We start from the raw sequence: 26,383 nt of genomic DNA on the forward strand, positions 1-26,383 counted from the left end.
ATGTAAAGTTTTGTACAAAGTTGCAGAGATTGTCAAAATTTCCCTGACCATTTGCTAGAGTCAACAGGAAATAGACTATTAAGGGAGACGAAACTATGCAACTTAAATCCAAACCCTCTAAATCTGCACCCTTAACCACTTCTGAAGAAAAAATACTAGAAAATTCAACTGTAACGTCCCGTCAAAAAACTCTACAGTTTGCCTTATTTTTGATGAAATGGCTTGTCTTTGGTTCATTGACGGGAATTTTAGCAATTTTAGCCTTAATTACCTTGGCGGTGATGATAACACCCGTTAGCAATTGCGCCAATACAGCTAAAAGCAGTGAAGCCAAACAATATTTAGGTTCTATTAATAAAGGACAACAAGCTTTTTTTGCTGAAAATAGTCGCTTTTCTAATCAGATTGAGCCTTTGGGAATAGGCATTAAAACCCAGACAAATTATTACCAATATTCAGTTCACACCACCCAGAATGCAGCCTTTAGTTATGCTAAACCTCTTCCTGAAGCGAAAGGTATTAGTGGCTACATAGGTGCTATTTTTTTAATTTCTCCTCCTTCCAAAACCAATCATTCTGATTTAGGGACAACCCAATCAATTATTTGTCGAGTTCCTCCCGGTGAACGTCAACTTGTCCCAGAACCGATCTTAAAAAATGGGATTCCTAGCTGTGTTGAACCTTCAGTTAATATTAATAAATAAAGCTTTATGTTAATCCTTGAGCTTTTAAAGGGGTTACTGATTCTGGGTCTGATTTTTATTCCCCTAGAACAGTTGTTTTATTTGCACCGTCAACGAATTTTTAGACCCGGTTGGTTAACAGATCTCACCTATTTTTTTATCGGTCATTTTGTGGGAAAAGTAGGATTGTCTTTGAGCTTAGGAATAGGAACTATTTTAGTTACTCCTTTATTACATCTCAAATGGCAAGAGACAATTTCGGCTCAACCCATTTTATTCCAACTGATAGAAGCAATTGTGATTGCGGATTTAGGGTATTATTTGGCTCACCGATTGTTGCATACGGTTCCTGAGTTATGGAAATTTCATGCTGTACATCATAGTATTGAATCCATTGACTGGTTAGCAACGGTGCGAGTCCATCCAGTAGATCAAATATTTACCAAATTTTTCCAAGTGATTCCTTTAGTTATTTTAGGGTTTAGTGCTGAAACTTGGGGAATTTATACCTTATTTTCGGCTCTGGTTGCATTTTATATTCATGCCAATATCCGCTTAAAAATTGCAGGATTAAAATGGGTAATTGCAACTCCTCAATTTCATCATTGGCATCATATTCAAGAAGCAGAGATGGAAACCAGAAATTTAGCGGCTCAATTACCCTTGATTGACTGGTTATTTGGGACTCTGTATTTTTCTCAATCTAAAATTCCTAATTCCTATGGAATTAAACAATCAATTCCGAGGGGATATTTAGGACAGTTAATTTATCCGTTTCGGAGATATGACTATGAATCCTAATTTTAACATCAAGACGAATAAACGCTGGTTTTATCCTTTAGTTCTGATATTAATGGTTCTAGGAGTGGGTATAATTTCATTAACGTTGATTGCCAAAATGAACCATTTAGATGTTGTGACTTTTGTAAAAAGCTTCAATACCCCTGAAGTAACGGTAGAAGAACTGAGCCAAAAAGATTTGAAATCTGTGATTTTTATTGATGTGCGATCGCCTGAAGAATATGAAGAGGATCATATTCCTAATAGTATTTTAGTTCCGATCACTGAAATTGAACAGGGAAAAGGAATTGAAAAAATCCAAGAAATTGCTAAAACTTATAGCATTTCTCATATCGAGAAACCAACTTTAATCCTTTATTGTCAATTAGGCCCCCGTTCTATTAAAGCCTATCAAAAATTAGAAAATACTGGATTAAATCTAGTGGTTTTGCAAGGAGGAATGACCGATTGGCGTAAACATTTTAAACTCTAATGAGTTGTAGAACAGGTAATAATCTATAATTTAACATTCAAAATCACAGGATTTCTAGTATCACCCACCCCACGCTTAGGGAATATTAGGAACCTTTTATTGTTCTTGAGGTAAAATTCCCAATTGTAAATTCAGACCAATGTGATAAATATAAGCATCTTCAATCAACATTCTATTAACTATATTATTGCTCATCCGTCTCCCTGATAAGTTGATATTCCAATGTTGTTGCTCTTGACTTAAGCTCTGGATTAATTCATTGTTAGGACTAACAGCAACAATTGCTGTCCAATCAATTTTTAAGTCAGGTTTGACTTGGTGAAAAACTGATAGGATATTCTCATAAGTTTTAAGAGGCCCTTCATCATCATAGAGAGATAAAGCAAGCATCAGACGCCATGTTTCCGGTTCTGTCGCATACAGCCACAAAGCCGAATGAACTGATACATTTGCATCATTGAGAGCATCTATTAATTTTTGACCTTCTTCTATCTCTTGATTTACCAATGTTGCTTTAGCCATTCTAAAACTCCGTGATTGGGATCGTTAATTGCTAAGTAAATATCGCGGGCTTCTTGTTGGTTATGTGTTTGATAACGGCTTTCTTCTGACCATACTTTAATTATTAACCATTGAGCTTTATAGGTTGACTTTAATTGTGCATGAATATCATACCCAGCAAGTTCCGCCAGCTCTTCTAAATTATGGGTGTAAATTTTCCTCACACTTTTCAGGTCAGGAAAATCATATTGCTGAGTTTTTTTGGCAATACAAGCCTTGAAAACACATTCAATAACATAACCACTTAGATAGTAAGCACCGGAATATTGGTGATTGTCTAAAAGCACTTTTGCGTCTTGAAGTCGAGTTTGTGCTAACTCCTGAAAATCCTGCCTATTCACAAAATTAGCATCCCTCCATAAAATTCGCCATATTAATTATACTCCCAGATCGAAGAAACCGGGTTTCTAGCTATTGTCTCTTGAGAAACCCGGTTTCTGTGTAGCGTCTGAATTAATCAATGACTTTTAACCATCCCCGATGTAACCGAGTAATAATTTCACTAATTTGTTGACATTCTTTTAAGCCTAAAATTTGGTCAGAGAAAATTAAAGCCATTAAGCCTTGTTGGTCAGCGCGAGTAATTTGACCTGTGGCGTAAATTTTGTTAACAATACGCTGAATATCAGTAGATGTACCTAATGATACTTTGTTCATCCTTCCCTCTTTAAGCAAATGCTTATTAATACACCCCTCTAATTCCCCATCAGGACAATTTTGATGTAGGTTTACCTTTCAGGGGTAAAATTAGAGGGGTGCAGAGTCCAAGGATGAAAATTTTTGTTAGGATTGCTCCGCCGAAACGTAAGTTGCTAATCCTCTAAATTTGAGTCCCAGGATAATATCATTTAGCTCAGAACCCAAATAGTTTCCTGTTTGAGTAATAGCATTAATGAAGTAGAATCCATCTAAATCCGTTGCTGTCTCTGCCCAATTGTTAATATCAAAAGAGCTAATTTTATTAAATTCTGATACAGGTTTAGCGTTATGTTCATCAGGTAATACATACAAATGATCACCTGATTTTTCAACAATAGTTACGCCCCTGACTTTACGGATTTTTGTCAGTGAAACAGGTTGTAATGGGTTGTATCCTTGAATGATTTTCATGTCAACCTCTCCTCTGGGTTGATGATTTAGATGGAAGGTTTGGGTGCGAGCAGGATGAGAATGATCTTGATATCATTACTATCTCTATTAAAGTCGGTTCTCACCGGGGAGATTGTTCCAGTTATTTTCGCGTCCCCAAAGTCTGTCCTCGGTTAAGGGGAAAGACGGATTCTATTATGTAACGGATGTGACAATTCAACAAGTGGTTTTACGGTCAGCGTTATTTTTCGTAAAATTTCTGGGTTTAAATTTTATTTCCTCAAATAAAAAAACCTTCTCTGGAACAGGGAAGGGAGAGGGGAATTTTGAAGCCAGAAAGGAGTTTAACGGAATTTAGAAAGAGAAATATGGAATAGTCTTTCAATCCCATCAAGGCTTTAATGATTCTTGTTTAACCCTAATACTTTTCGTAAGAGGGTTTGATCTGAAAATTTTGCTGATAAACGACCTTTCTCTAAATCGCGAATCCAACTTTGGCTCTTACCTGTGATTCTCGCCAACTCCCTCTGACTCATCCCTTGTTTTTTACGAGCCGTAACAATTTGTTCAGGTAAAAGATTCAACTCCGGCTTTAACTTAATTTTTCGCGTCTGAGTCCCTCGTTGTTGCTGTTTGGGGGCTTTCATTCGTTGTTCCCAATCTACAGGAATTTCAAACCATAAAATTCGGGCATTCATCAATAAATTCCATTTACCGCGAGGACTAGCATCAGTAATTCGAGTTTCATTACTTCCATCCTGAATCCAAAAATCTAGGGCAGCATCAGCATCATCGGGAAGTTCGGCTAACTTTGCCCATAACGGTTGAATTTCTGGGGGATAAGTTACTGAATCAAAAACGGGTTTTAATCCATAATGATTTAAACATTCTAAATCTTTTTCAAAGGTTCGTAAAAGTCGCTTGCGCTCTTCTCGTCTTTGGGAAGCAAAGGTTAATTTCTCTTCTCCGTAAGCAACTCGCATTAATTTGGGGACAGTAATTCGTTGTTCTTTGCCCATTTTGGTTTTAAACAACAGCCACAGCATCATCCGAACGGCCCCTTCATGTTGTTGCCAAATACTCATCACAATACTTAAAAGGGATTGGGGTAGAATGCCATATTGATAAAAGGCAGTTTGTTCTTTACAACCTTGTTGGTTTAAAAAATATTTTGCCCAAATTCCAGCTTTGATTTTGAAGGTTAAACCGACTAAATATTTACATCCCATCTCATCTTCTTGAAAATGATGTTGAACTTCAGTAAGATGCCATAAGGGACTATTGACAATTAAAAATTTATTCACTTTTCCTTGCTTTGGCCAGTTAATAGAGGCGGTAATAAAACAAGGTTGTTCCGCAATTTTACGAATTAAGGAAAGTTTAGTGGCTTTACTTAGATCTTTACGTTTATCTAACTCTAAATATTCTTCAATTTGGCGATCGCTAATAATAAATTCTTCTTCCCAAGGCTTTTCTAATGCGGTTGCATGAGCCGCATAAATTAAGTGCATACAAGCGGCTCGAATATCGAAAGATTGAATCCCAGTTAGTGCGAGTTCTCCGATAGAATGATCGCTCATTCGTAGGGTAATCATTCCCCGTCCGCCATTGACTCGTCGTTCATAATAAGGCTCCCCAACCTCATCAAATTTCCAATCTAAGGATTGTCGCTGGGTTAATAAGTTACACAATTCCCACATCACCATGGAAGAGGCAAACGGATGATTTTTCCCATTCGCAAATAAAGATGGGCTAGTTACGGGTCTGAGTTCTGCTTTATATCTCCCTTTTTTCGATTCAGAGGGGAGAGGACAAGAAATTGGACACAACATTAAACATTGAGGTTCAGAATAATAGCCTTCGCAATTATTACAAAGGTCGGGATCGATCCAATAATGATTATCCTCGATTTTAACTGCACCGGTTGGGCAAACAGGGCGACAGGTATCACAAGCCAGACAATGACCAGGGATTTTATAAGCCATAAACCAATCTGAAATATTTGGGTTCTGGGGTATGAGATCAGACTCTGAATTTTTTGTTTTCTTACTGGAACAGTTAAGAAAGAAATACGCTATAGCGCTACGCGCAAGGGAACAGGGAACAGTAAGAATTGAAAGGGTTTCAGAATTCACTCCGAAGTCCTAACTGTAATGCGTACTGCTATATTTATGATTTTTAGTAAAGTAACAATATTTTTTGATAATTTGTGTTCATGGTAAGCATTTTTACGCTTTTCTATAGGCGGCTGCTGACGAAGATTTAAACAACAGCCTCCAGTGCGATGTTCAGATTGATTGCAAGAACGTTGATAATACTGTTACAGGAGAAAATTCTGCCTATTTTCAGTTCATTATTTATTCTTTGTATATAGAAAAAGTCAAGCTCAAATTCTCTTGATCAAGGTCGATATAAAAAAGTGCGTTGTTGCGAATTCAGCACCTATTTTTAGGGCCAAAGTGCAGCAACCAATTGTTATCACAATTCTTGTGTTGAACTGCTGATTTTATCGTAGGGGTTTCCCAACCCCTACAATTTTTTGTCAAAAATCATACATAGATTTTGAGCAATCTGATTCTTCTTCCTCCTTAGTTTTGCTCGTAAGCACTATGAGTGTGACATTGTTTAGGACAAGCCCGTGAACAAGCTTCACAGCCAATACAGTTATCAATATTAACAATCGTCATCACTTTACGTTCAAATTCTTCGTCTTCCTCGTCCTCCACAAATTCTCCTTCCTCATTCAGTGCTTGTAGTCCTAGAACATCTTGACCACAAACCTTTAAGCATCTGCCACAACCTAAGCATTTTGCATAATTAATGGCAGTAATAAATTGAGGTGTCCAGGTTTTACCCCCGCGTGTTAATCCTGTTAATGTTGCCATAATGATTCCTCAGATTCCCAATAGATAAAGGGTTGAATTGTTTAAATACTGCTCAACTCAAACTATTGATTTATTTTAACTCCATTTTTTTAAAATGTAAAGAGATTTTTGATAAAAATTATAGAGAAATCTAATTTTAGTTTTAGAAAAATTGTAATCACAATTTGTAGGGGTTAGGTTGCCCAACCCTCTAGGATTATGGATTGGAAAACTCAACCCCTAGCTGAAAAATTTAGAATTGTGATGGGCTCCGCCCAGCCGAAGGCTATCGCTTCAATTACTGAGAAGATTGACAAGTTTTTTCAGTATGACTACGGGGACAGGTTTCTAAGTTTGTTATCGTTTTAGCAATGGGGGTCAAACCCAGCCAATCATCAATCTTTTCGGGATTAAACCCAACAGAAAATATATCTCCTACCTGCATCAAAGGGCGACGAATTAACAATGGATCAGCTAACATTAATTCTAGGGCTGTTATTTCATCCAAGTTATCGAAAATCACCTCTCCCGACTTAATTGCAGGCGCGCTCAAATTAAACCACTCACTGACAGGTAAACTCCCAAAGAATGGGCGCAAACCTTCCGCAGTCCAAGGCGTTGTTAAAAGATTACGCGCCTCAACTTGATGACCAGCTTCTACTAACAAGGTTTTCTGTTTCGTATTATTAATACAACCCGGTTTTTCATAGAAAATAATATGAACCATTGTGATTGATATTGCCTCCTCTGGAATTTATTTTTAACTTTTTATAACAACCTGTAGGGGGTTGGGTTACTGAACCTATAACCCTGAAGGGTTGGATGACCCAACCCCTACAATCAAAGATTAAAACCCCGTTTCTACCTGTTTAATTCAAGCGCTTGGCTTCAACGGTTTGAGGAAGTTTTAACGGTTCTTGCGAATTAGAAATTTCTAACTCCCAACCATTGGCTAAGGTTAAAACTTTCCCCGATGGTTCAACCCGTTCACCGACAACTTCCTCTTCTAAATCTTTCTTAGCAACATAAACCATTAAATGCCCATTGGTATTGCGACGTAACATTACTTTCATGAAACTTCTTCAACCTCTTCTAATTCTTTTTTTTTGCAACCGACAATAAACCCTCTTTCTAAAAAATGCACAGCATAAATATAAGAGGTTTGTAAATAAGTTCCAATCCCAACGACATAACCAATTTCACCTTTTTTAGCAAGGGTGGCGCCGATATCCTGACCCGGAAAAGTACCATCATTCCGAATTAATTTACGAGTTCGGACTTTTTGGTTAATTTCAAAGACAGGGGGACAATTTAACTCCAGTTCATCTAACTGCATTAAGCACTCCTCCGTTCTGTTGCTAAATTCAGTAATTCCTGTACAGTTAAATCCCGTTTCACTTGTACAGAAAAATTTCTAACCTGTTCTAAAACCCCTTGAGTTTCATCGGAATTAAGATGAATCCCCTGATTTTCTAGCACATCAAATAGTAGATGTCGTCCTGAATGTTTACCGATCGCTAACCGTCGTTCTCCGCCAACTTCTTCAGGTGCAAACGGTTCATAGGTAAAGGGATTTTTGAGAACCCCATGAGCATGAATTCCAGCTTCATGAGCAAAGGCATTTTTACCCACGATCGCTTTCCAAGGAGGAACAACACCGCCCGATGCTTTTTCAACAAATTGTGAGAGTTCTTGGAAATGGTGAGTATCAATTCCTAAGTCAAGATTATACACTTGTTTGAGTGCCATAACGACTTCTTCTAATGCCGCATTACCGGCTCTTTCACCTAATCCATTTACAGTTGTATTCACAGAAGTTGCACCTGCCATAACCCCAGCGATCGCATTAGCGGTTGCCATCCCTAAATCATTATGGGTGTGCATTTCAACGGGAATTTCTAATAGTGAAACCAGTTCACCAACCTTTCTGTGAGTGCCAAAGGGATCTAAGATTCCAACGGTATCACAGAATCGAAATCGTGAAGCTCCCAATTCTTCTGAATAAAGGGCAACATCGAGGAGAAAATTTTCATCCGCCCGTGAAGAATCTTCCCCCCCAATAGATACATATAACCCTTGATCAACCGCAAAGCTAACGGTATCTCGCAGTTGAGCTAGAACTCGTCGCCATTGCCCTTGAAATTTAGCATCAATTTGAATATTTGAAACCGGAATAGAAATATGAACCCGTTTCAAACCACAAGCAATTGATGCTTCAATATCACTTTTAACGGCACGGTTCCAGCCTAGAATTTCAGCATTTAAACCTAAGCCTAAAATCCGAGCGATCACTTTTTGTTCTTCCTGCCCCATAGCAGGAATTCCGACTTCTAATTCTTGGACTCCTATCATATCCAAAAGCAAAGCGATCAGGATTTTTTCTTCTAGGGTAAAGGCAACACCCGCCGCTTGTTCACCATCTCGGAGTGTGGTGTCATTAATAATAACTTTATTCATAAGAATTCTGCTCCTCCGGGTGATTGAGATTTTAGATTTTAGACTTTAGATTTTAGATTTTACTGTGTGGCAAGGATTAAGCTTTGTGCTTAAAAAATCCTCACCCGATACTGACTTGAATTCGGTTACAATCTCGATTAAATGCGCGTCGGCTTTGGGGAAGATTTCGGCTTTTGAATGGGAAGCTCAAGATCATTCATGATTTTTGCAACCATCCGTTCATAGATGAACGCCCAAAACAGTAGATAAGCGGCTGAACAAGCAACACTAATCATGATCAATAGCTCCTTAATCGTGGAACAGGCATCTTGCCTGTGGTAGCAAACTGCTGAACTTGCTGTTCTAATTTCTCAATCCGCACTATAAGGGAACGAATGACAGCCGCTTCTGGGTCTGGTAAGCGTCCATGTTCCAAAGGGCTGTCTTTACCGGGTTTAGAAACAATTCGTCCAGGGACACCCACAACAGTACAGTCCGCCGGAACGTCTTGTAACACAATGGAACCTGCCCCAATGCGAACGTGATCCCCAATGTGCAGATTGCCTAAAATCTTGGCCCCTGCACCAACCACAACTTGATTGCCTAAAGTGGGGTGGCGTTTACCCGTTTGTTTCCCTGTCCCGCCCAAGGTTACGCCTTGGTAAATCAGGACGTTCTCTCCAATGATTGCGGTTTCACCAATCACAACCCCCAAACCATGATCAATAAAAGCTCCTTTACCAATGACCGCACCGGGATGAATTTCAATTCCAGTTAAAAATCGAGCAATATGAGAAATAAACCGGGGGAGAAAAGGAACTTGGTATTGATGCAAACGGTGGGCTAGGCGATACAAACACAGAGCGTGAAAACCCGGATAACAAAATAGGACTTCTAATCTGCTCTCGGCGGCGGGGTCACGTTCAAAAATAATTTGGAAATCAGCCCATAGGGTTGTTAACAGATTTTCAGAACCAGGTGTTTTTGCCATCAAGTTTGTTTCTGATTTTGGAACACGGGTTCCCTGGGTCTGCAAAGGAAGGAGTGGGAACGCTTTCTCAGGAGGTAAACGAGTTAAAAGTTGCAGCATTGGTGGAGGAGAGAGGGGAAGCAATACCATGTGTTTTCCTGCTTATAGCAGATGGTCTTTGCCATAATCAGCCCTAATCCCCAGGTTGAAATTACTATAATTTATTAAGTTTGTACTCAAGGGTTTTAAACCCAGTGAAATCAGGCTAAAAAAAATCTTTTGGGGATAGGGGGGCTAGTATTTTTCGGGTTAGGGGTGAGTATTTTTCTAGGGGGGCTTGAGTATTTTTTTGTACTCATTGAAAGCCTTTGTATAGTTAGGGTTCAGCTATTTTAGCTTGAGTAGTTTTACATTGATAAGCTCACACAATCAGAGCGATAAGAGATTAAGCAAATATAAAATTTTTGTTACGATAACTACCATTTGAAAAATCAAAGTGATAACTTAGATACAAAATTAATAGTCTTCAGAAATGTTGGGATAGTTATTCAACTATTTCAGCTGAATTGAGTAGTTTTTGAGTACAAACTTCCGACTCAAAAAAGGGGGGTGTAAATGTCCTCAAAGCTACTCCTAGATTGGGTTTGGGTGTGAGTAGAGAGAATTCCAGTCCCTAATGCCGTAAATACTCATCCCCCCCCTCAAAAATACTCGTACCCCATACCCAAAATATTTTTTCGATCCTGATATAGAGGGGCTTTGAAGCCTTGAGTAGAATTCTAATTATTTCAATAAATCTGAACTGGGGGAACAACTCAAACCCCTAAAACGGTGGCTGCTATAAATCCAATAACGTCAGGCACTTAAGTCCACGACTCAGAAGGCAACCTTAGCTTCTTGACCGATAAGTGTTCTTACGTCGATTAATCAGTTCGTTATTAGACTTACGGATTTCGATGTCACCTACTACAGAACTTCTCTCGAAACTAGAAGCGAAAGCGCAACCCGATGCCCTTCCCACATCCCAAAAGTCCGGCTCCTGTGGTTGCAGTTCATCTTCTTCTGAAACGACCGTAGACGAAACCATACAACAGCGCATCGCCAAGCATCCCTGCTATAGCGAAGAAGCACACCATCATTACGCTAGAATGCACGTTGCTGTTGCTCCAGCTTGCAATATTCAATGTAATTACTGCAACCGCAAATATGACTGTGCGAATGAAAGTCGCCCCGGTGTTGTCAGTGAACTGCTGACCCCTGAAGAAGCCGCCCATAAGGTGCTGGTAATTGCGGGAAAAATTCCCCAAATGACGGTTTTAGGCATTGCTGGCCCTGGCGATCCCTTGGCAAACCCGAAGCATACCTTCCGCACGTTTGAACTGATTGCTGAAAAAGCCCCGGATATTAAGCTGTGTCTGTCAACCAATGGCTTAATGTTACCTGACTATATTGATCAAATTAAACAACTGAATATTGATCATGTGACCTTAACCATTAATATGGTTGACCCAGAAATTGGGGTTAAAATTTATCCTTGGATTCGTTATAATCGCAAACGCTATACAGGCATTGAAGCCGCTAAGATTCTGCACGAACGGCAGATGGAAAGCTTAGAAGCCTTAAAAGCAGCAGATATTCTCTGTAAAGTTAATTCTGTCATGATTCCGGGGATTAATGATCAACATCTCCCCGAAGTTAACCGAGTGATTCGGGAAAAAGGAGCCTTTCTCCATAATATTATGCCCCTGATTTCCGCACCCGAACATGGCACTTACTTTGGTTTAAATGGTCAACGAGGGCCAACCCCTAAAGAACTGAAGGCAGTTCAAGATCAATGTTCTGGCAATATGAAAATGATGCGCCATTGTCGCCAGTGCCGCGCCGATGCCGTCGGACTCTTAGGGGAAGACCGCAGCCAGGAATTTACCAAAGATAAATTCCTAGACATGGAACCCGAATATAACTTAGAAACACGGCAAGAAGTCCATGCAGCTATTGATCAAGTTCAAGCGGAACAAAGAACAGTCAAAACTGCAAAAGCTCAAAAGAAAGTTGCCAATTCTCCTAAAATTTTAGTTGCTATTGCCACAAAAGGCGGTGGGTTAGTGAATCAACACTTCGGTCATGCCAGAGAATTCATGATTTATGAAGTGGATGCCAACGAAGCTAAATTTGTCGGACACCGCAAAGTTGAACAATATTGTCATGGAGGCTATGGCGAGGAAGATTCTCTCGACAATATTTTAAAAATGTTAGAAGGTTGCACGGCGGTTCTGGTTTCTAAGATTGGTCACTGTCCTCAAGAACAATTGAAACAAGCCGGAATTGAAGCGGTAGAAGTCTACGATGTGATTGAAAAAGCCGTCACAGAATATTACCAAAAATGGTTTTCTCTGCAAGTTTGTAGCGATTCTATCTTAGCCAATCCGTAATTTCTTAACTTCCATCAGCCGCCCTTTATTGGAGTCGTCTCATGTCTGTTATTTATCTTGATAACAATGCCACCACCCAGGTAGATCCCTTAGTTGCTGAGGCAATGCTACCTTTCCTGACACAATATTATGGCAACCCGTCTTCAATGCACACCTTCGGCGGACAAGTGGGTAAAGCCATTAAACAAGCCAGAGAACAAGTTGCTGCTTTATTAGGAGCAGAACCCACGGAAATTATCTTTAATAGTTGTGGTACAGAAGGAAATAATACGGCAATTCGCACCGCCTTAGCCACAAATCCCAACAAAAAACATATTATTACGACTGAAGTTGAACACGCGGCGATTTTAAGTCAGTGTAGACAATTAGAAAGTCAAGGTTATCAAGTTACCTATCTTTCGGTTAATCGTCAAGGACAATTAGACTTAGATGAATTAGAGGCTAGTTTAACGGGTGGTACGGCAGTTGTTTCGATTATGTATGCAAATAACGAAACAGGCGTTGTTTTTCCGATTGAACAAATTGGGCAAATTGTTAAAGCTAAAGGGGCGATCTTTCATGTGGATGCGGTGCAAGCCGTTGGTAAAATTCCCCTAGATCTAAAAAATAGCACCATCGATTTACTCACCTTATCGGGTCATAAACTACACGCACCGAAAGGAATTGGGGTTTTGTATGTACGAAAAGGGGTACGTTTCCGGCCGTTATTGTTAGGGGGACACCAAGAACGGGGACGACGGGGAGGTACGGAAAATGTACCCGGAATTATTGCCCTCGGTAAAGCCAGCGAATTAGCTTTAGTTCATTTGGCAGATGTGAAGAAAGAACAGCAATTGCGCGATCGCTTAGAACAAGGTTTACTCGCAAAAATTCCCAATTGTGAAGTCAATGGTCATCCCATTCAACGCTTACCTAATACCAGTAATATCGGGTTTAAATATATTGAAGGGGAAGCTATTTTACTCTCCCTCAATCAATACGGAATCTGCGCTTCTTCGGGTTCTGCTTGCACCTCTGGTTCCTTAGAACCCTCCCATGTTTTAAGAGCATTAGGTTTACCCTATTCTGTCTTACATGGTTCGATTCGCTTCTCTCTGTCTCGATATACAACAGATGCAGAAATTGACACCGTATTAAAGGTAATGCCGGAAATTGTAGAACGGTTAAGGGCATTATCTCCCTTCAAGAGTGACGAAGAAGCCTGGCTAAAAGAACAAGAAAAAGCAATTGCCACTGCCCAAAGTTAAAGATAGGCAACTGTCAACTGTCAACTGTCAACTGTCAACTGATAACTGATAACTGATAACTGAATTCTTATGTGGGACTATACAGAAAAAGTCATGGATCTCTTCTATAATCCCCAACATCAGGGAACCATAGAAGATTGCAACGAACCTGGATTAAAAATTGTCACTGGAGAAGTTGGAAGTATTGCTTGCGGAGATGCCCTCAGACTTCATCTCAAAATTGATGAACAGACCGATAAAATTTTAGACGCTCGCTTTCAAACCTTTGGTTGTGCTAGTGCGATCGCTTCTTCTTCCGCCTTAACTGAAATTATTATTGGTATGACCGTTGATCAAGCGTTAAACCTCACAAACCGTGAAATTGCTGAATATCTCGGAGGTTTACCCGAAGAAAAAATGCACTGTTCTGTTATGGGACAAGAAGCCTTAGAAGCGGCGATTTTCTCCTACAAAGGCATCCCTCTAGCTAATCATGAAGAAGATGAAAGTGCTATGGTGTGCCGCTGTTTCGGAATCAGCGAAACCCGGATTAAAAAAGTGATTCATGAAAACAAACTCACCGACGCCGAACAAGTAACGAATTACATTAAAGCGGGGGGCGGGTGTACCTCTTGTCTAGCCGACATTGATGATTTAATTGCTGCGGTTTGGCAAAACCCTGATTTTGAAGCTCCAGTTACCCCAGAAATCAGCCCTCAACCCCTGCTGACGAATTTACAAAAAATCACCTTAATTCAACAGGTGATAGATAGCGAAATTAAACCTTTCCTCGCCTTAGATGGCGGTGATGTCGCCCTATACGACGTTGAGGGAGACAAAGTAAAAGTCATTCTGCAAGGGGCCTGTGGTTCCTGTTCCAGCAGTTTAGTCACTCTGAAAGTTGCCATTGAAGGCAAGTTAAGAGAGCGTGTGCTACCGACTTTAGTGGTCGAAGCTGTTAACCCTTATTAATTTAACCATCATGAAAATTCCATCGAAAGGGCGATCGCCACCGGGTGACGTTCCTTACATCCAAAACAGAATCCCTAGCTTGGTTTGCAGTTGACAAGAACCCACCTACAAACCACTCGATCCAAACAAACCTTTTAACTAATCCTACAGAGAGACTATCATGAGCGACAAAATCAGACAAATCGCATTCTACGGTAAAGGCGGTATCGGTAAATCCACCACCTCCCAAAACACGATCGCAGCGTTAGCAGAAATGAAAAAACGCATCATGATCGTAGGTTGTGACCCCAAAGCAGACTCGACCCGCTTAATGCTGCACAGCAAAGCCCAAACCACGATTCTCCACCTAGCAGCCGAACGCGGTGCGGTTGAAGACTTGGAACTGGATGAAGTGTTGTTAACTGGATGGGGTGGTGTTCGTTGCGTGGAATCCGGTGGCCCAGAACCTGGTGTCGGTTGCGCTGGACGAGGAATTATTACCGCCATTAACTTCCTTGAAGAAAATGGTGCCTATGAAGATTTAGATTATGTCAGCTATGACGTATTAGGGGACGTTGTATGCGGTGGTTTCGCCATGCCCATTCGGGAAGGCAAAGCCCAAGAAATTTACATTGTTACCTCCGGTGAAATGATGGCGATGTATGCCGCCAATAACATTTCTCGCGGGATTCTCAAATACGCTCACTCCGGTGGTGTCCGCCTCGGTGGTTTAATCTGCAACAGCCGTAAAGTTGATAAAGAAATCGAACTGATTGAAGCTTTAGCGGAAAAACTCGGCACACAAATGATCCACTTTGTTCCTCGTGATAATGTGGTACAACACGCCGAACTGCGCCGGATGACGGTGATCGAATATAGCTCTGATCATCCTCAAGCCGATGAATACCGCGCCTTAGCGAAGAAAATCGACGAAAATACCAAACTCACCATTCCTACCCCCTTATCGATGGATGAGTTAGAAGAATTACTGGTCGAGTTTGGTATTCTGGGCGACGACAAAGAATACGAGCATCTCGTTGGCAAAACAGCCAAAGAAGTTGCAGCCGTCTAACAGCAAGCAACAGGAAACAGGAAACAGGAAACTTTGGATTAGCCGTTTCTATCTCCCTCCTATCTCCTCCTGTTTCCTACCTCCTAGTTTCGACAGGTATTACAAAAGTGAGCTTGTCGAACTGCTCAACTACCGCACAGCAATTTATTCTCTACTCCCTAATACTGAAATCCTATGACACCTCCAGAAACCATTACCTATCCAGAAACCGCCACTGAAGTCACAACTGAGGCAACGGTTGATGTAGAGACGGGCCATGGCACGTCTGTACCAGTTGATACAAAAGCACTGATTCAAGAAGTCCTAGATTCCTATCCCGAAAAAAGCCGTAAAAAACGGGAAAAACACCTCAATGTCTATGAAGAAGGTAAATCGGATTGTGGTGTGAAGTCCAATATTAAATCTCTTCCCGGTGTGATGACCACTAGAGGCTGCGCCTACGCCGGATCGAAAGGGGTGGTCTGGGGGCCGATCAAAGACATGATTCATATTAGTCATGGCCCCGTTGGTTGCGGTTATTACTCTTGGTCAGGTCGTCGCAACTACTACATCGGGACAACGGGTATCGACACCTTTGGCACGATGCAATTCACCTCAGATTTCCAAGAACGGGATATCGTTTTTGGGGGTGATAAAAAACTTTCTAAGCTGATTGATGAACTTGAAGAACTGTTTCCCTTAAATCGGGGGATTAGTATTCAATCTGAATGCCCCATCGGGTTAATTGGGGATGATATTGAGGCCGTCGCCCGGAAGAAATCGAAAGATACTGGTAAAACCGTTGTTCCGGTACGGTGTGAAGGATTCCGGGGTGTATCTCAATCCCTCGGACACCACATCGCCAACGACACCATCCGTGACTGGGTATTCCCGAAAGCCGATAAAGCCCAAAAAGACGGCACACTCGCCTTTGAACCTGGCCCTTATGATGTGGCAATTATTGGGGACTATAACATCGGGGGTGATGCTTGGTCGAGCCGGATTTTATTAGAAGAAATTGGCTTGCGGGTTGTAGCTCAGTGGTCTGGAGATGGCACACTGCAAGAAATGATGCTCACCCCTCAAGTGAAGCTGAATCTGATTCACTGCTATCGGTCAATGAACTATATCAGCCGTCACATGGAGGAAGCTTACGGAATCCCCTGGTTAGAATATAACTTCTTTGGCCCTACGGAAATTGCTGCCTCCTTACGAGCCATTGCCGCTAAATTTGACGAAACTATCCAAGCGAAAGCGGAAGAAGTCATTGCCCGTTATCAAGCCCAAGCGGATGCCATTATTGAGAAATTCGGCCCCCGTCTGCAAGGGAAGAAAGTGGCTCTGATGGTCGGAGGCTTGCGTCCTCGCCACGTTGTTCCTGCCTTCAAAGATCTGGGGATGGAAATCATCTCTACGGGTTATGAGTTTGGTCATAATGACGACTACAAACGCACCACCCACTATGTCGAAGGTGGCACACTGATCTATGACGACGTAACGGGTTATGAATTTGAGGAATTTGTCAAAGCCTTAAAACCTGACCTCGTAGCCTCTGGAATTAAAGAAAAATATGTCTTCCAGAAAATGGCACTGCCTTTCCGTCAAATGCACTCCTGGGATTACTCTGGCCCCTATCACGGTTATGATGGTTTCGCCATCTTCGCCCGTGACATGGACTTAGCCCTGAATAGCCCCACCTGGGATTTAGTCAAAGCGCCTTGGAAGAAATAAAAGTGGAACAGGCATCTTGCCTGTCACTAGATAAGTTAATAGAAATAACAGGCGAGACGCCTGTTCCACCTCAACAATTAGTGGAGAAAGACAATGGCTCAGAATGTAGAGAATATTAAAGATCACGCAACACTGTTCCAAGAACAAGAATATCAGGAACTTTTCACCAATAAGAAAGAATTTGAAGGCGGACACGACCCGGATGAAGTCGCCCGGATTGCTGAGTGGACGAAATCTTGGGAATATCGGGATAAAAACTTTGCCCGTGAAGCCTTAACTGTTAACCCCGCGAAAGCTTGCCAACCGTTAGGTGCGATTTTAGCCGCCGTAGGTTTTGAGTCTACCCTGCCCTTTGTTCATGGTTCTCAAGGGTGTGTGGCTTACTTCCGCAGCCACTTCACTCGCCACTTTAAAGAACCCTTCTCGGCGGTTTCCTCTTCCATGACTGAAGATGCTGCGGTGTTTGGTGGACTCAACAACATGATTGATGGGTTGGCGAACGCCTACGCCCTGTATAAACCGAAAATGATTGCCCTCTGTACCACTTGTATGGCTGAGGTCATTGGGGATGACTTAGGGGCGTTTATTTCCAACTCCAAGGAAGCGGGTTCTGTTCCTAAAGACTTCCCGGTTCCTTATGCCCATACTCCTAGCTTTGTCGGTTCCCATATCACGGGTTACGACAACATGATGAAAGGGATTCTGACTAACTTAACCGCAGGTCAGAAGAAAGAAACCACCAATGGCAAAGTTAACTTAATCCCTGGTTTTGAAACCTATATTGGCAACCTGCGGGAAGTTAAACGGATGGCGTCTTTAATGGGGGCAAACTATACCCTGTTGGGAGATAACTCCGATTATCTCGACTCACCCAATGATGGGGAATATCGGATGTATCAAGGGGGAACTAAATTAGACGATGCGGCTGATGCTATTAATGCAGAAGCAACGATCGCCTTACAAGCTTATTCCACCTCAAAAACACGGGATTATATTACTAAAGAATGGGGACAAAAAACCTCTGTTTCCCGTCCTGTTGGAATTCGGGGAACTGATGAATTCTTGATGGCTTTATCTGAACTGACGGGTAATCCTATCCCCCAAGAATTGGAACTTGAACGGGGACGGGCAGTAGACGCGATTACTGATTCTCAATCTTGGATTCATGGTAAACGCATTGCCCTATATGGTGATCCCGATTTAGTTTATGGTTTAGTGAGTTTCTTGTTAGAGTTAGGGGCTGAACCAGTACATATTGTGGTTAGCAACAGCAACCCAGAATTTGAAGCTGAGTTAAAAGCGTTGTTAGATTCTAGTCCCTACGGTAAAGAAGCGACGATCTGGGGAGGTAAAGATTTATGGCATATGCGATCGCTCCTCTTCACCGAACCTGTTGATTTGCTGATTGGCAACTCCTACGGGAAATATCTATGGCGTGATACTAAAACCCCCTTCGTCCGCATTGGTTATCCGATCTTTGATCGCCATCACCTCCATCGGTATGCTACTTTTGGCTACCAAGGTACGATCAACCTCTTAAATTGGATTGTCAATACCCTCCTTGACGAACTCGATCGCAACACGATTATCCCTTCCAAAACTGATATCTCTTACGACTTGATTCGTTAAGGGTTAACCCTTGACGGGTGGGGGAACCTTTGATGGGTGGGGAAACCCCACCCCTACCCGTCAACTGTCAACAGACAACAGACAACGGTTCGGTGCTATGATTACTTTCTCCCTTCATAAGAAACTGGATATCCTCTGGCCGTTGCGTCAATGGATAGATGGATTAGAAATTTGCGATCGCAACTTCGCCCACCTGATCTGTCAACTGATCCCCGGTCAATGCCCCTTTGAACGAAACATCACGTTATTACTCGGATGGACGTTACACATCCCTCCCCTGTGTAAGCTCAACCCTTTATACGATGAATTCGTTGCCCTGCGGTTCCGCGCCCTCACCTACCTCGCTGATGTTTGTGGCGAACAAGCCAGTTAAAGATTGAGGCAGGGAATCAATGAAACCTCTGCCTTTTGCAATCACAGACAACCGACAACACACCCCTGTCCTATGAAACTCACAAGCGCGAAAATTGCTGAATTGCTAACGGAAAAGGCTTGCGAACACAATCACAAAAAAGATGGCGACAAGAAGAATAAAGCGTGTAAGCAACAAGCCCAACCCGGTGCCGCCCAAGGGGGTTGTGCCTTCGATGGTGCTAGTATTGCCCTGGTTCCGATTACCGATGTGGCTCATTTAGTACATGGCCCCATTGCCTGTGCTGGGAACGCCTGGGGCAGTCGTGGCAGTTTGTCTTCCGGTTCCAAGCTTTACAAAATTGGCTTTACCACTGATTTAAGTGAGAATGATGTCATTTTTGGGGGTGAGAAAAAGCTTTATAAAGCCATTTTGGAAATTAAAAACCGTTATCAACCCGCAGCCGTTTTTGTTTATTCCACTTGTGTAACAGCCTTAATTGGTGATGACTTAGATGCGGTTTGTGAGGCGGCGAGTACAAAAGTTGGAATTCCTGTGATTCCGGTTCATTCTCCGGGTTTTGTGGGGAGTAAAAACTTAGGAAATCGGATTGGGGGAGAAACTTTATTAGACTATGTTGTCGGTACAGCCGAACCCGATTATACGACACCCTATGATATTAATTTAATCGGGGAATACAATATTGCTGGGGAAATGTGGGGCGTTCTTCCCTTATTTGAAAAGTTAGGAATTCGGGTTCTGGCTAAAATTACAGGGGATAGTCGTTACCAAGAAATCTGTACCGCCCATCGAGCCAAACTCAACGTCATGATTTGTTCTAAGGCGTTGATTAATATGGCGAGAAAAATGGAAGAAAAATATGGGATTCCCTATTTGGAAGAATCCTTTTATGGCATTGATGACATGAATCGCTGTTTGCGAAACATTGCTCAAAAAATTGGGGACGCAGACTTACAAAACCGCACCGAACAATTAATTGCTGAGGAAACAGCCAAGTTAGATGAACAACTGGCGCCTTATCGAGCTCGTTTAAAAGGAAAACGAGTCGTTCTGTACACAGGAGGGGTTAAAAGTTGGTCGATTATTTCCGCCGCTAAAGATTTAGGAATGGAAGTTGTCGCCACCAGCACGAAGAAAAGTACGGAAGAAGATAAGGCAAAAATTAAAGATTTGCTGGGCAAAGATGGCATCATGTTGGAAAAAGGAAATGCGGCTGAATTACTGAAAGTAATTGACAAAACAAAAGCAGATATGTTAATTGCAGGGGGACGAAATCAATACACTGCTTTAAAAGCCAAAATTCCCTTTTTAGATATTAACCAAGAACGCCATCATCCCTATTCCGGTTATGTGGGAATGGTGGAAATGGCAAGGGAATTAGACGAAGCTTTATATAGCCCCATTTGGGAACAAATTCGTCAACCCGCCCCTTGGGAATTACGAATTACGAATTACGAATTACGAATAGCTGATGACTGATGACTGATAACTGGTACAGACGCGCCATGGCGCGTCTCTACACTGATGACTGATAACTGATAACTGATAACTGTATTATGGCTACTGTAATTTCCCCTAAAAAACCGGTTGCGGTGAATCCGCTTAAACAATCTCAACCTTTGGGTGCAGCGTTAGCATTTTTAGGTTTAAAAGGAACAATGCCTTTGTTGCATGGTTCCCAAGGTTGTACCGCCTTTGCTAAAGTTTTGCTGGTGCGACATTTCCGAGAAGCGATTCCGTTAAGTACAACGGCAATGACGGAAGTAAGTACAATTTTAGGCGGAGAAGAAAATGTTGAAATTGCCATTTTAACGCTCTTAGAAAAGGCAAAACCAGACATTATTGGACTCTGTACAACCGGGTTAACAGAAACACGGGGGGATGATATGCAGGGCATCCTCAGAACCGTGAAACAAGAACATCCTGAATTAAAAGATTTTCCGATTGTTTTTGTTTCAACACCGGATTTTAAAGGGGCATTACAAGATGGTTATGCGGCTACAGTAGAAAGTATTATTCGGGAAATTCCGGTAGCAGGAGAAACTCAAAAAAATCAAGTCACGCTATTAGTGAGTTCTGCTTTTACACCCGGAGATGTTGAGGAAATTAAAGAAATTGTTACTGCTTTTGGATTTGATGCGATCGCTGTTCCTGACCTCTCAACATCTTTAGAGGGTCACTTATCAGATGGAGGCTATACTGCAACGACAACGGGGGGGACAACTTTAACGAATTTAAAACGGATTGGTTCCTCGAATTTTACCCTGGCTTTGGGAGAAAGTATGCGGGGGGCGGCGGAGATTTTACATCAACGTTTTGGGACTGAATATCAGGTATTTCCTCGGCTTACGGGATTAAAAGCGGTTGATGAATTTTTAATGAAATTATCTCAGTTGAGTTCATCTCCGGTTCCTGAAAAATATTGTCGTCAACGTCGCCAATTACAGGATGCCATGTTAGACACTCACTTCTATTTTGGTCGGAAGCGAGTTTGTTTAGCCCTTGAACCGGATTTACTGTATTCAACGAGTCTTTTTTTACAGGAAATGGGGGCAGAAATTCAAGCGGCAATTACCACAACTCAATCCCCGTTACTTGACAAAATTCCCGTTGAATCTGTTATAATTGGTGACTTAGAAGACCTAGAAAATTTAGCGATCGCTTCTGATTTATTAATCTCTAATTCTAATGCGAAAGGTGTGAGTGAAAAACTACACATTCCCCTTTATCGGCTAGGAATTCCCATCTTTGATCGCTTAGGAAATGGTTACTTTTCAACCGTAGGTTATCGGGGAAGTAAAGAATTTTTATTCAATTTAGGGAATCTGCTTCTGGAACAGGAAGAAAACAGCCATCATTCGTTGGGGTTTGATCCCCCCTAACCCCCCTTAATAAGGGGGGAACTGTACAGCTAAACTTCTTTAAGAAAGAAGAGAAACAGAACAATCAAAGTCCCCCTTAATAAGGGGGATTTAGGGGGATCAAGTTTAAGGTAAAAACAGAAGTTTTAGGTTAACCCTTATCGTGCTATACACAGGAGAAAATCATGAAAATTGCCTTTGCTACCAATGATTCTGTTCATATTAATGCTCATTTTGGTTGGGCAAAACAATTGGCAGTTTATGAGGTTTCCACAGAAGGATATGAATTTGTTAATACTTTAACCTTTGATGGCGACCTCAAAGAGGATGGTAATGAGGATAAATTAGTTCCTAAATTAGAAGCTTTATCGGATTGTACAATTGTTTATGTTTCTGCGATCGGAGGCAGTGCCGCAGCGCGATTAATTCGCAAAAAAGTTACACCCGTAAAAGCCAGAAGTGAAGAAGATTTAATTACCGATATCCTCAATAAATTAGTCCAAACTTTAAAGGGTAATCCTCCCCCTTGGTTGCGAAAAGCACTCCAACAAAAGGAAAAAACATTTGAGGATTTCGAGGAGGAATAATTAGACATTAAGCTTTTTTGATGGATGAAAAATAACTGTAGGGCTGGCATCCTGCCCAAAGTCCGTCAACAATTGCGCTAAAAGTAGGCACTCAAACCTGACTTCACGCGCTATCTGATCCCAGGTCAATGATCCCCCCTAACCCTGCTTATTAAGGGGGGAACAAGAAATCCAATTAACTTACAATATCCAACACAACACAGGAGAAAATAACAATGACAACAGAAACCATCATATCCATCACAAACACTCCATTTTTGAAAGAATTAGTTCGCCAAATTCGAGCTCAAGATAGTATGGGTGTTTATCGGAGTTGGTCAGATGAATTAATTCTGAAACCCTTAATCTTAACGAAAGAACAAAAACGTAAAATTTCTGTAGAAGGGGATGTGGAACCCATCACCCAATTAAGAATTACTGCGTTTTATCGAGCGATTGCAACTTTAGTAGAACAAGAAACTGGATTATTATGCCAAGTTGTGATTAACTTAAGCCATGAAGGATTCGGTTGGGCATTAGTATTTTCCGGTCATCTTTTAGTCGTTTCTAAAACCCTCAGAGATGCTCAACGTTTTGGCTATGAATCTATGGAAAAATTAGCAGCAGAAGGCGAAAAATTGACAAAATCTGCTGTTGAATTAGCGACTAAATATCGAGAAGTCACTAACGCTTGAAATCAGTGTTCAGTTATCAGTTATCAGTCATCAGTGAAGGTTGATAAGTTTTTGAAGAAAAACCCAATACAACAAACTCTTTCATGACACTTGATAACTGGTAACTGATAACTGGTAACTGATAACTGTTAACTGATAACTGGTAACTGACATGGTTCAAGCTGATTTAACCCTTGACGAATTAAAGACAAAAATTAAGCGTCTTAATAGTCAAGGTGGACAATTAAAAATGGAACTTCATGATTTAGCTGAAGGATTGCCAACGGATTTCGAGAATATTATGGAAGTTGCGGGCAGAACCTATCAACTTTATCGAGAGTTAGACAATCTCAAAAAGCAGCTAAAAGCACGGGAATCTCAATAGAAAATCTTTCACCCCCACCCTAATCATGACCCAAGCCTTATCTGACTTTAAAAAGTTAATGGATGCAGAAGAATATTTCCAATTCTTCCAACTCCCCTTTGACGAGCAAATTGTCAATGTTAACCGTCTTCATATCTTGAAGAAATTCTCTCAATTAGTGGCTAAAATTGATGCAGCTTTTCCCGATATCGAACCTGAAGAAAAACTCAATCAGTATCGTGAAGCATTGCAACAAGCCTACAGCGTATTTTTAACTTCAACCGCAGTGGAGCAAAAACTCTTCAAGGTTTTCAACGAAAAGCCAAAAAATGTAGTTTTACTCTCAGAAATTGAGTCAGATTAAGGAGGATTGAAATGTTCAGCCTAACACCCACTGAGTTAGAACGTTATCAACGCCAAATCATGCTTCCCGGTTTTGGGGAAGAAGCCCAAAATAAACTTCGTACCAGCACTGTTTTAGTGACAGGTGTGGGAGGGTTAGGAGGAACAGCAGCCCTTTATTTAGCAGTTGCAGGAATTGGACGGTTAATATTAGTTAGAGGTGGTAATTTACGCCGAGATGATATGAACCGCCAAGTTTTGATGACAGAAGATTGGGTGGGGAAACCTCGAATTGAGAAAGCGAAAGAAACCCTGACTGCAATTAACCCGGATGTGGAAATTGAGGCTATTCCTGAATATGTAACAGCATCTAATGTTGATTCGTTAGTGTTACAAGCTGATATCACCTTAGACTGTGCCCATAACTTTGTAGAACGGGATTTATTAAATGCAGCTTGTGTCCGTTGGCAAAAGCCTATGGTGGAAGCAGCCATGAACGGGATGGAAGCATATTTAACAACAATTATTCCCGGTAAAACCCCTTGCTTATCTTGTTTATTTCCTGAAAAACCGGAATGGGATAAACGGGGTTTTGGGGTGTTAGGTGCGGTTTCTGGAACCCTTGCTTGTTTAACTGCATTAGAAGCAATTAAGGTGATTACAGGGCTTGGACAACCCTTATTTTCTCACCTGTTAATGATGGATTTAGGGACTTTGAATTTCTCTAAACTTCACACCTATCATGATCGCCATTGTCCGGTTTGTGGCACACAAAAATAGTTGATCTATTGATTCAATTTAGGAGGTTTGACCATGATTAATTTAACGGAAAAAGCGGCTTTTAGGCTTCGGGCTTTTCTAAGAGCAAAAGGATCTTCAGATGAAGCGGCTACTCCTAGAGGCGTAAGGCTTTCTGTTGCCGATGGAGGATGTAGCGGTTATGAATATAAAATGGATATTACCAGTCAACCTCACTCTGATGATGTGGTAATTGAACAGGATTCTGTACTATTTTATATTGACCTGAAGAGTGCCCCTTTATTAGAAGGATTAGAGATTGATTTCATTGATGGTTTAATGGAGTCTGGATTTAAGTTTTCTAATCCGAATGCTTCGGATAGTTGTGGCTGTGGCAAATCTTTCAAAGCTGGGGATTGTACCCCTGCTGCGGTTCCTTGCAGTTAATTTTTTGGTACTTCTACATACATTATAAGGTGTAAAAACATGGGAACAACTTATCAAGTTCGCTTACAAAGCAAAAAGTATGGATTGGATACTGTGATTGATGTCGATGAGGATACTTATATTCTTAAAGCCGCTGAGGAGAACGGAATAGAATTACCTTTCTCTTGTTCTGCGGGTTCCTGTTCGAGTTGTGTGGGAAAAGTCATTGAAGGGGAAATTGATCAATCTGAACAAAATTTTCTGGATGATGAACAAATAGAAAAAGGATTTGTTCTCCTTTGTGTTGCATATCCTCGTTCAAATTGTACCATTCGTACCCATCAGGAAGCGTATTTAGTCTAAGTTTGTAGGGGTTGGGTTGCCCAACCCTCTAGGGGATCTGGGTTAGAAAACTCAACCCCTACAATCTCAAATTACTCTCAATCTCTAACTTCCCATGATTAGTCAAGAGCTAATTACCCAAGAATTTATTCAAGTTGTGAAGCGTGAATATCCTAACACCGGACAACTTTTGGATAACTGTTATGTTAAAGTTCTCGATTTTTCAGTGAAACGGCTAGAAAAACGATTCTACTACGTTGCAGTTTATTGCCCTAAAACTTTAATTTCAGAATTGCGATCGCAATCCCATTTGTTCAAAGAAATTGCTGAAAATATGGGATTGATGGATGTTGTTTTTATTAAATCTAATAACCTACTCCGAGATCCTCTTTCTAAAATTAAACAAGATTATCCTCGATTATGGTTAGAACTCCATTCAGTTATCTCCCCTTTCTAAAGTCCGTTGAAAAGCCCCCGTTTTCAGGGAGCTTTGAGGACTATTTGAAGTCTTGACCTTTATTCAATACCCACCATCACGTCAGTTGATTTGATAACGGCATAAACTTCTGTTCCATCTGTAAGCCCTAAACTTTCAGCCGAGGATTTTGTAATAATAGAGACGATTTCGACTCCCGGTGAAATCTCAATTACAACTTCCGTATTCACTGCCCCGACTGTCAATTGTTTGACAGTTCCCTTGAGAGAATTACGAGCACTAATTTTCATGGGTATAGCCTCTTGAGTCTAAATATTGTATTAATCTGAAGTAAGTGTTCAACAGTAAATTTAATGTCCTTATGT

Annotated in this window: 33 protein-coding genes; 20 read left to right on the plus strand and 13 right to left on the minus strand. The window is 41.2% G+C overall.

The window, feature by feature from the left end:
* Nucleotides 1-95 precede the first annotated feature (95 nt).
* The 3 genes from H6G57_RS21975 to H6G57_RS21985 are packed head-to-tail and all read left to right on the plus strand — an operon-like array spanning nt 96 to nt 1,956.
* On the plus strand, nt 96-704 hold the full coding sequence (locus H6G57_RS21975; RefSeq protein ID WP_190522503.1) for a type IV pilin-like G/H family protein: 609 nt from the start codon (nt 96-98) through the stop codon (nt 702-704).
* 6 nt (nt 705-710) lie between these two features.
* Nucleotides 711-1,484 carry a sterol desaturase family protein gene (locus tag H6G57_RS21980; RefSeq protein ID WP_190522505.1) on the plus strand — a complete coding sequence of 258 codons (774 nt, stop codon included), beginning with the start codon at nt 711-713 and terminating at the stop codon, nt 1,482-1,484.
* On the plus strand, nt 1,474-1,956 hold the full coding sequence (locus tag H6G57_RS21985) for a rhodanese-like domain-containing protein (RefSeq protein WP_190522506.1): 483 nt from the start codon (nt 1,474-1,476) through the stop codon (nt 1,954-1,956). The genes H6G57_RS21980 and H6G57_RS21985 overlap by 11 nt, the downstream gene beginning before the upstream one ends.
* A gap of 96 nt (nt 1,957-2,052) precedes the next feature.
* Here H6G57_RS21985 and H6G57_RS21990 read toward each other — a convergent pair whose 3' ends face one another.
* From H6G57_RS21990 to cysE, 12 genes are all read right to left on the minus strand, one after another.
* Nucleotides 2,053-2,478, minus strand: coding sequence for a hypothetical protein (locus H6G57_RS21990; protein WP_190522508.1), 426 nt, complete (start codon nt 2,476-2,478; stop codon nt 2,053-2,055).
* On the minus strand, nt 2,457-2,858 hold the full coding sequence (locus tag H6G57_RS21995) for a HEPN domain-containing protein (RefSeq protein ID WP_190522510.1): 402 nt from the start codon (nt 2,856-2,858) through the stop codon (nt 2,457-2,459). The genes H6G57_RS21990 and H6G57_RS21995 overlap by 22 nt, the downstream gene beginning before the upstream one ends.
* A 112-nt stretch (nt 2,859-2,970) precedes the next feature.
* Nucleotides 2,971-3,174, minus strand: a complete 204-nt coding sequence (locus tag H6G57_RS22000) for a hypothetical protein (RefSeq protein ID WP_190522512.1) — start codon at nt 3,172-3,174, stop codon at nt 2,971-2,973.
* A gap of 126 nt (nt 3,175-3,300) precedes the next feature.
* Nucleotides 3,301-3,627 (minus strand): hypothetical protein, encoded by a 327-nt coding sequence (locus H6G57_RS22005; RefSeq protein WP_190522514.1) that lies wholly within the window; start codon nt 3,625-3,627, stop codon nt 3,301-3,303.
* Between the two features lie 377 nt (nt 3,628-4,004).
* Complete coding sequence (locus H6G57_RS22010) at nt 4,005-5,591, minus strand: helix-turn-helix domain-containing protein (RefSeq protein WP_190522516.1); 1,587 nt, start codon at nt 5,589-5,591, stop codon at nt 4,005-4,007.
* 603 nt (nt 5,592-6,194) lie between these two features.
* The gene (gene fdxB / locus H6G57_RS22015) at nt 6,195-6,491 is read right to left on the minus strand and encodes a ferredoxin III, nif-specific (protein WP_072721292.1); all 297 of its coding nucleotides are present in this window, start codon (nt 6,489-6,491) and stop codon (nt 6,195-6,197) included.
* Between the two features lie 277 nt (nt 6,492-6,768).
* Complete coding sequence (locus tag H6G57_RS22020) at nt 6,769-7,197, minus strand: ArsC/Spx/MgsR family protein (protein ID WP_190522518.1); 429 nt, start codon at nt 7,195-7,197, stop codon at nt 6,769-6,771.
* Nucleotides 7,198-7,339: 142 nt separating this feature from the next.
* Complete coding sequence (nifT, locus tag H6G57_RS22025) at nt 7,340-7,543, minus strand: putative nitrogen fixation protein NifT (protein WP_190522520.1); 204 nt, start codon at nt 7,541-7,543, stop codon at nt 7,340-7,342.
* The gene (locus H6G57_RS22030; RefSeq protein ID WP_072721287.1) at nt 7,540-7,806 is read right to left on the minus strand and encodes a nitrogen fixation protein NifZ; all 267 of its coding nucleotides are present in this window, start codon (nt 7,804-7,806) and stop codon (nt 7,540-7,542) included. The genes nifT and H6G57_RS22030 overlap by 4 nt, the downstream gene beginning before the upstream one ends.
* The gene (nifV, locus tag H6G57_RS22035) at nt 7,806-8,927 is read right to left on the minus strand and encodes a homocitrate synthase (RefSeq protein WP_190522522.1); all 1,122 of its coding nucleotides are present in this window, start codon (nt 8,925-8,927) and stop codon (nt 7,806-7,808) included. Before nifV ends, H6G57_RS22030 begins: the two co-directional genes overlap by 1 nt.
* A gap of 137 nt (nt 8,928-9,064) precedes the next feature.
* Nucleotides 9,065-9,202 carry a hypothetical protein gene (locus tag H6G57_RS22040; protein WP_190522524.1) on the minus strand — a complete coding sequence of 46 codons (138 nt, stop codon included), beginning with the start codon at nt 9,200-9,202 and terminating at the stop codon, nt 9,065-9,067.
* Between the two features lie 2 nt (nt 9,203-9,204).
* Nucleotides 9,205-9,870, minus strand: coding sequence for a serine O-acetyltransferase (cysE, locus tag H6G57_RS22045; protein WP_199314419.1), 666 nt, complete (start codon nt 9,868-9,870; stop codon nt 9,205-9,207).
* 962 nt (nt 9,871-10,832) lie between these two features.
* Here cysE and nifB point away from each other — a divergent pair.
* From nifB to H6G57_RS22130, 17 genes are all read left to right on the plus strand, one after another.
* Nucleotides 10,833-12,308 (plus strand): nitrogenase cofactor biosynthesis protein NifB, encoded by a 1,476-nt coding sequence (gene nifB / locus H6G57_RS22050; RefSeq protein ID WP_190522526.1) that lies wholly within the window; start codon nt 10,833-10,835, stop codon nt 12,306-12,308.
* A 41-nt stretch (nt 12,309-12,349) separates the two neighbouring features.
* Nucleotides 12,350-13,555, plus strand: coding sequence for a cysteine desulfurase NifS (gene nifS / locus H6G57_RS22055; protein ID WP_190522528.1), 1,206 nt, complete (start codon nt 12,350-12,352; stop codon nt 13,553-13,555).
* A gap of 69 nt (nt 13,556-13,624) precedes the next feature.
* Nucleotides 13,625-14,506, plus strand: a complete 882-nt coding sequence (gene nifU, locus H6G57_RS22060) for a Fe-S cluster assembly protein NifU (RefSeq protein ID WP_190522530.1) — start codon at nt 13,625-13,627, stop codon at nt 14,504-14,506.
* Nucleotides 14,507-14,666: 160 nt separating this feature from the next.
* Nucleotides 14,667-15,557, plus strand: a complete 891-nt coding sequence (gene nifH / locus H6G57_RS22065; RefSeq protein ID WP_199314413.1) for a nitrogenase iron protein — start codon at nt 14,667-14,669, stop codon at nt 15,555-15,557.
* A gap of 174 nt (nt 15,558-15,731) precedes the next feature.
* Nucleotides 15,732-17,267, plus strand: coding sequence for a nitrogenase molybdenum-iron protein alpha chain (gene nifD / locus H6G57_RS22070; protein ID WP_190522532.1), 1,536 nt, complete (start codon nt 15,732-15,734; stop codon nt 17,265-17,267).
* A 93-nt stretch (nt 17,268-17,360) separates the two neighbouring features.
* Nucleotides 17,361-18,896: a nitrogenase molybdenum-iron protein subunit beta gene (gene nifK, locus H6G57_RS22075; protein ID WP_190522533.1), complete on the plus strand. Its 1,536-nt coding sequence runs from the start codon at nt 17,361-17,363 to the stop codon at nt 18,894-18,896.
* A 10-nt stretch (nt 18,897-18,906) separates the two neighbouring features.
* Complete coding sequence (locus H6G57_RS22080) at nt 18,907-19,269, plus strand: Mo-dependent nitrogenase C-terminal domain-containing protein (protein WP_375539546.1); 363 nt, start codon at nt 18,907-18,909, stop codon at nt 19,267-19,269.
* Nucleotides 19,270-19,341: 72 nt separating this feature from the next.
* Nucleotides 19,342-20,748 carry a nitrogenase iron-molybdenum cofactor biosynthesis protein NifE gene (gene nifE, locus H6G57_RS22085; RefSeq protein ID WP_190522538.1) on the plus strand — a complete coding sequence of 469 codons (1,407 nt, stop codon included), beginning with the start codon at nt 19,342-19,344 and terminating at the stop codon, nt 20,746-20,748.
* A gap of 77 nt (nt 20,749-20,825) precedes the next feature.
* Nucleotides 20,826-22,151, plus strand: a complete 1,326-nt coding sequence (gene nifN, locus H6G57_RS22090; RefSeq protein WP_190522540.1) for a nitrogenase iron-molybdenum cofactor biosynthesis protein NifN — start codon at nt 20,826-20,828, stop codon at nt 22,149-22,151.
* 164 nt (nt 22,152-22,315) lie between these two features.
* Nucleotides 22,316-22,717 (plus strand): nitrogen fixation protein NifX, encoded by a 402-nt coding sequence (nifX, locus tag H6G57_RS22095; RefSeq protein WP_190522542.1) that lies wholly within the window; start codon nt 22,316-22,318, stop codon nt 22,715-22,717.
* A 215-nt stretch (nt 22,718-22,932) separates the two neighbouring features.
* Nucleotides 22,933-23,391: a NifX-associated nitrogen fixation protein gene (locus H6G57_RS22100; protein WP_190522544.1), complete on the plus strand. Its 459-nt coding sequence runs from the start codon at nt 22,933-22,935 to the stop codon at nt 23,389-23,391.
* Nucleotides 23,392-23,542: 151 nt separating this feature from the next.
* Nucleotides 23,543-23,755, plus strand: a complete 213-nt coding sequence (locus H6G57_RS22105) for a CCE_0567 family metalloprotein (RefSeq protein WP_190522546.1) — start codon at nt 23,543-23,545, stop codon at nt 23,753-23,755.
* 25 nt (nt 23,756-23,780) lie between these two features.
* The gene (gene nifW / locus H6G57_RS22110; protein ID WP_190522548.1) at nt 23,781-24,098 is read left to right on the plus strand and encodes a nitrogenase-stabilizing/protective protein NifW; all 318 of its coding nucleotides are present in this window, start codon (nt 23,781-23,783) and stop codon (nt 24,096-24,098) included.
* An 11-nt stretch (nt 24,099-24,109) separates the two neighbouring features.
* Complete coding sequence (locus tag H6G57_RS22115; protein WP_190522550.1) at nt 24,110-24,856, plus strand: HesA/MoeB/ThiF family protein; 747 nt, start codon at nt 24,110-24,112, stop codon at nt 24,854-24,856.
* Nucleotides 24,857-24,889: 33 nt separating this feature from the next.
* Nucleotides 24,890-25,261, plus strand: coding sequence for an iron-sulfur cluster assembly accessory protein (locus H6G57_RS22120; protein WP_190522552.1), 372 nt, complete (start codon nt 24,890-24,892; stop codon nt 25,259-25,261).
* A gap of 39 nt (nt 25,262-25,300) precedes the next feature.
* Complete coding sequence (locus tag H6G57_RS22125; RefSeq protein ID WP_072721257.1) at nt 25,301-25,603, plus strand: 2Fe-2S iron-sulfur cluster-binding protein; 303 nt, start codon at nt 25,301-25,303, stop codon at nt 25,601-25,603.
* 94 nt (nt 25,604-25,697) lie between these two features.
* Nucleotides 25,698-26,039, plus strand: coding sequence for a hypothetical protein (locus H6G57_RS22130; protein ID WP_072721255.1), 342 nt, complete (start codon nt 25,698-25,700; stop codon nt 26,037-26,039).
* 59 nt (nt 26,040-26,098) lie between these two features.
* Here H6G57_RS22130 and H6G57_RS22135 read toward each other — a convergent pair whose 3' ends face one another.
* Nucleotides 26,099-26,308 (minus strand): molybdopterin-binding protein, encoded by a 210-nt coding sequence (locus H6G57_RS22135; RefSeq protein ID WP_190522555.1) that lies wholly within the window; start codon nt 26,306-26,308, stop codon nt 26,099-26,101.
* Between the last annotated feature and the right edge of the window lie 75 nt (nt 26,309-26,383).

Origin of the sequence: Planktothrix sp. FACHB-1365 (genome assembly GCF_014697575.1) — a bacterium.
Taxonomy (GTDB): Bacteria; Cyanobacteriota; Cyanobacteriia; order Cyanobacteriales; family Microcoleaceae; genus Planktothrix.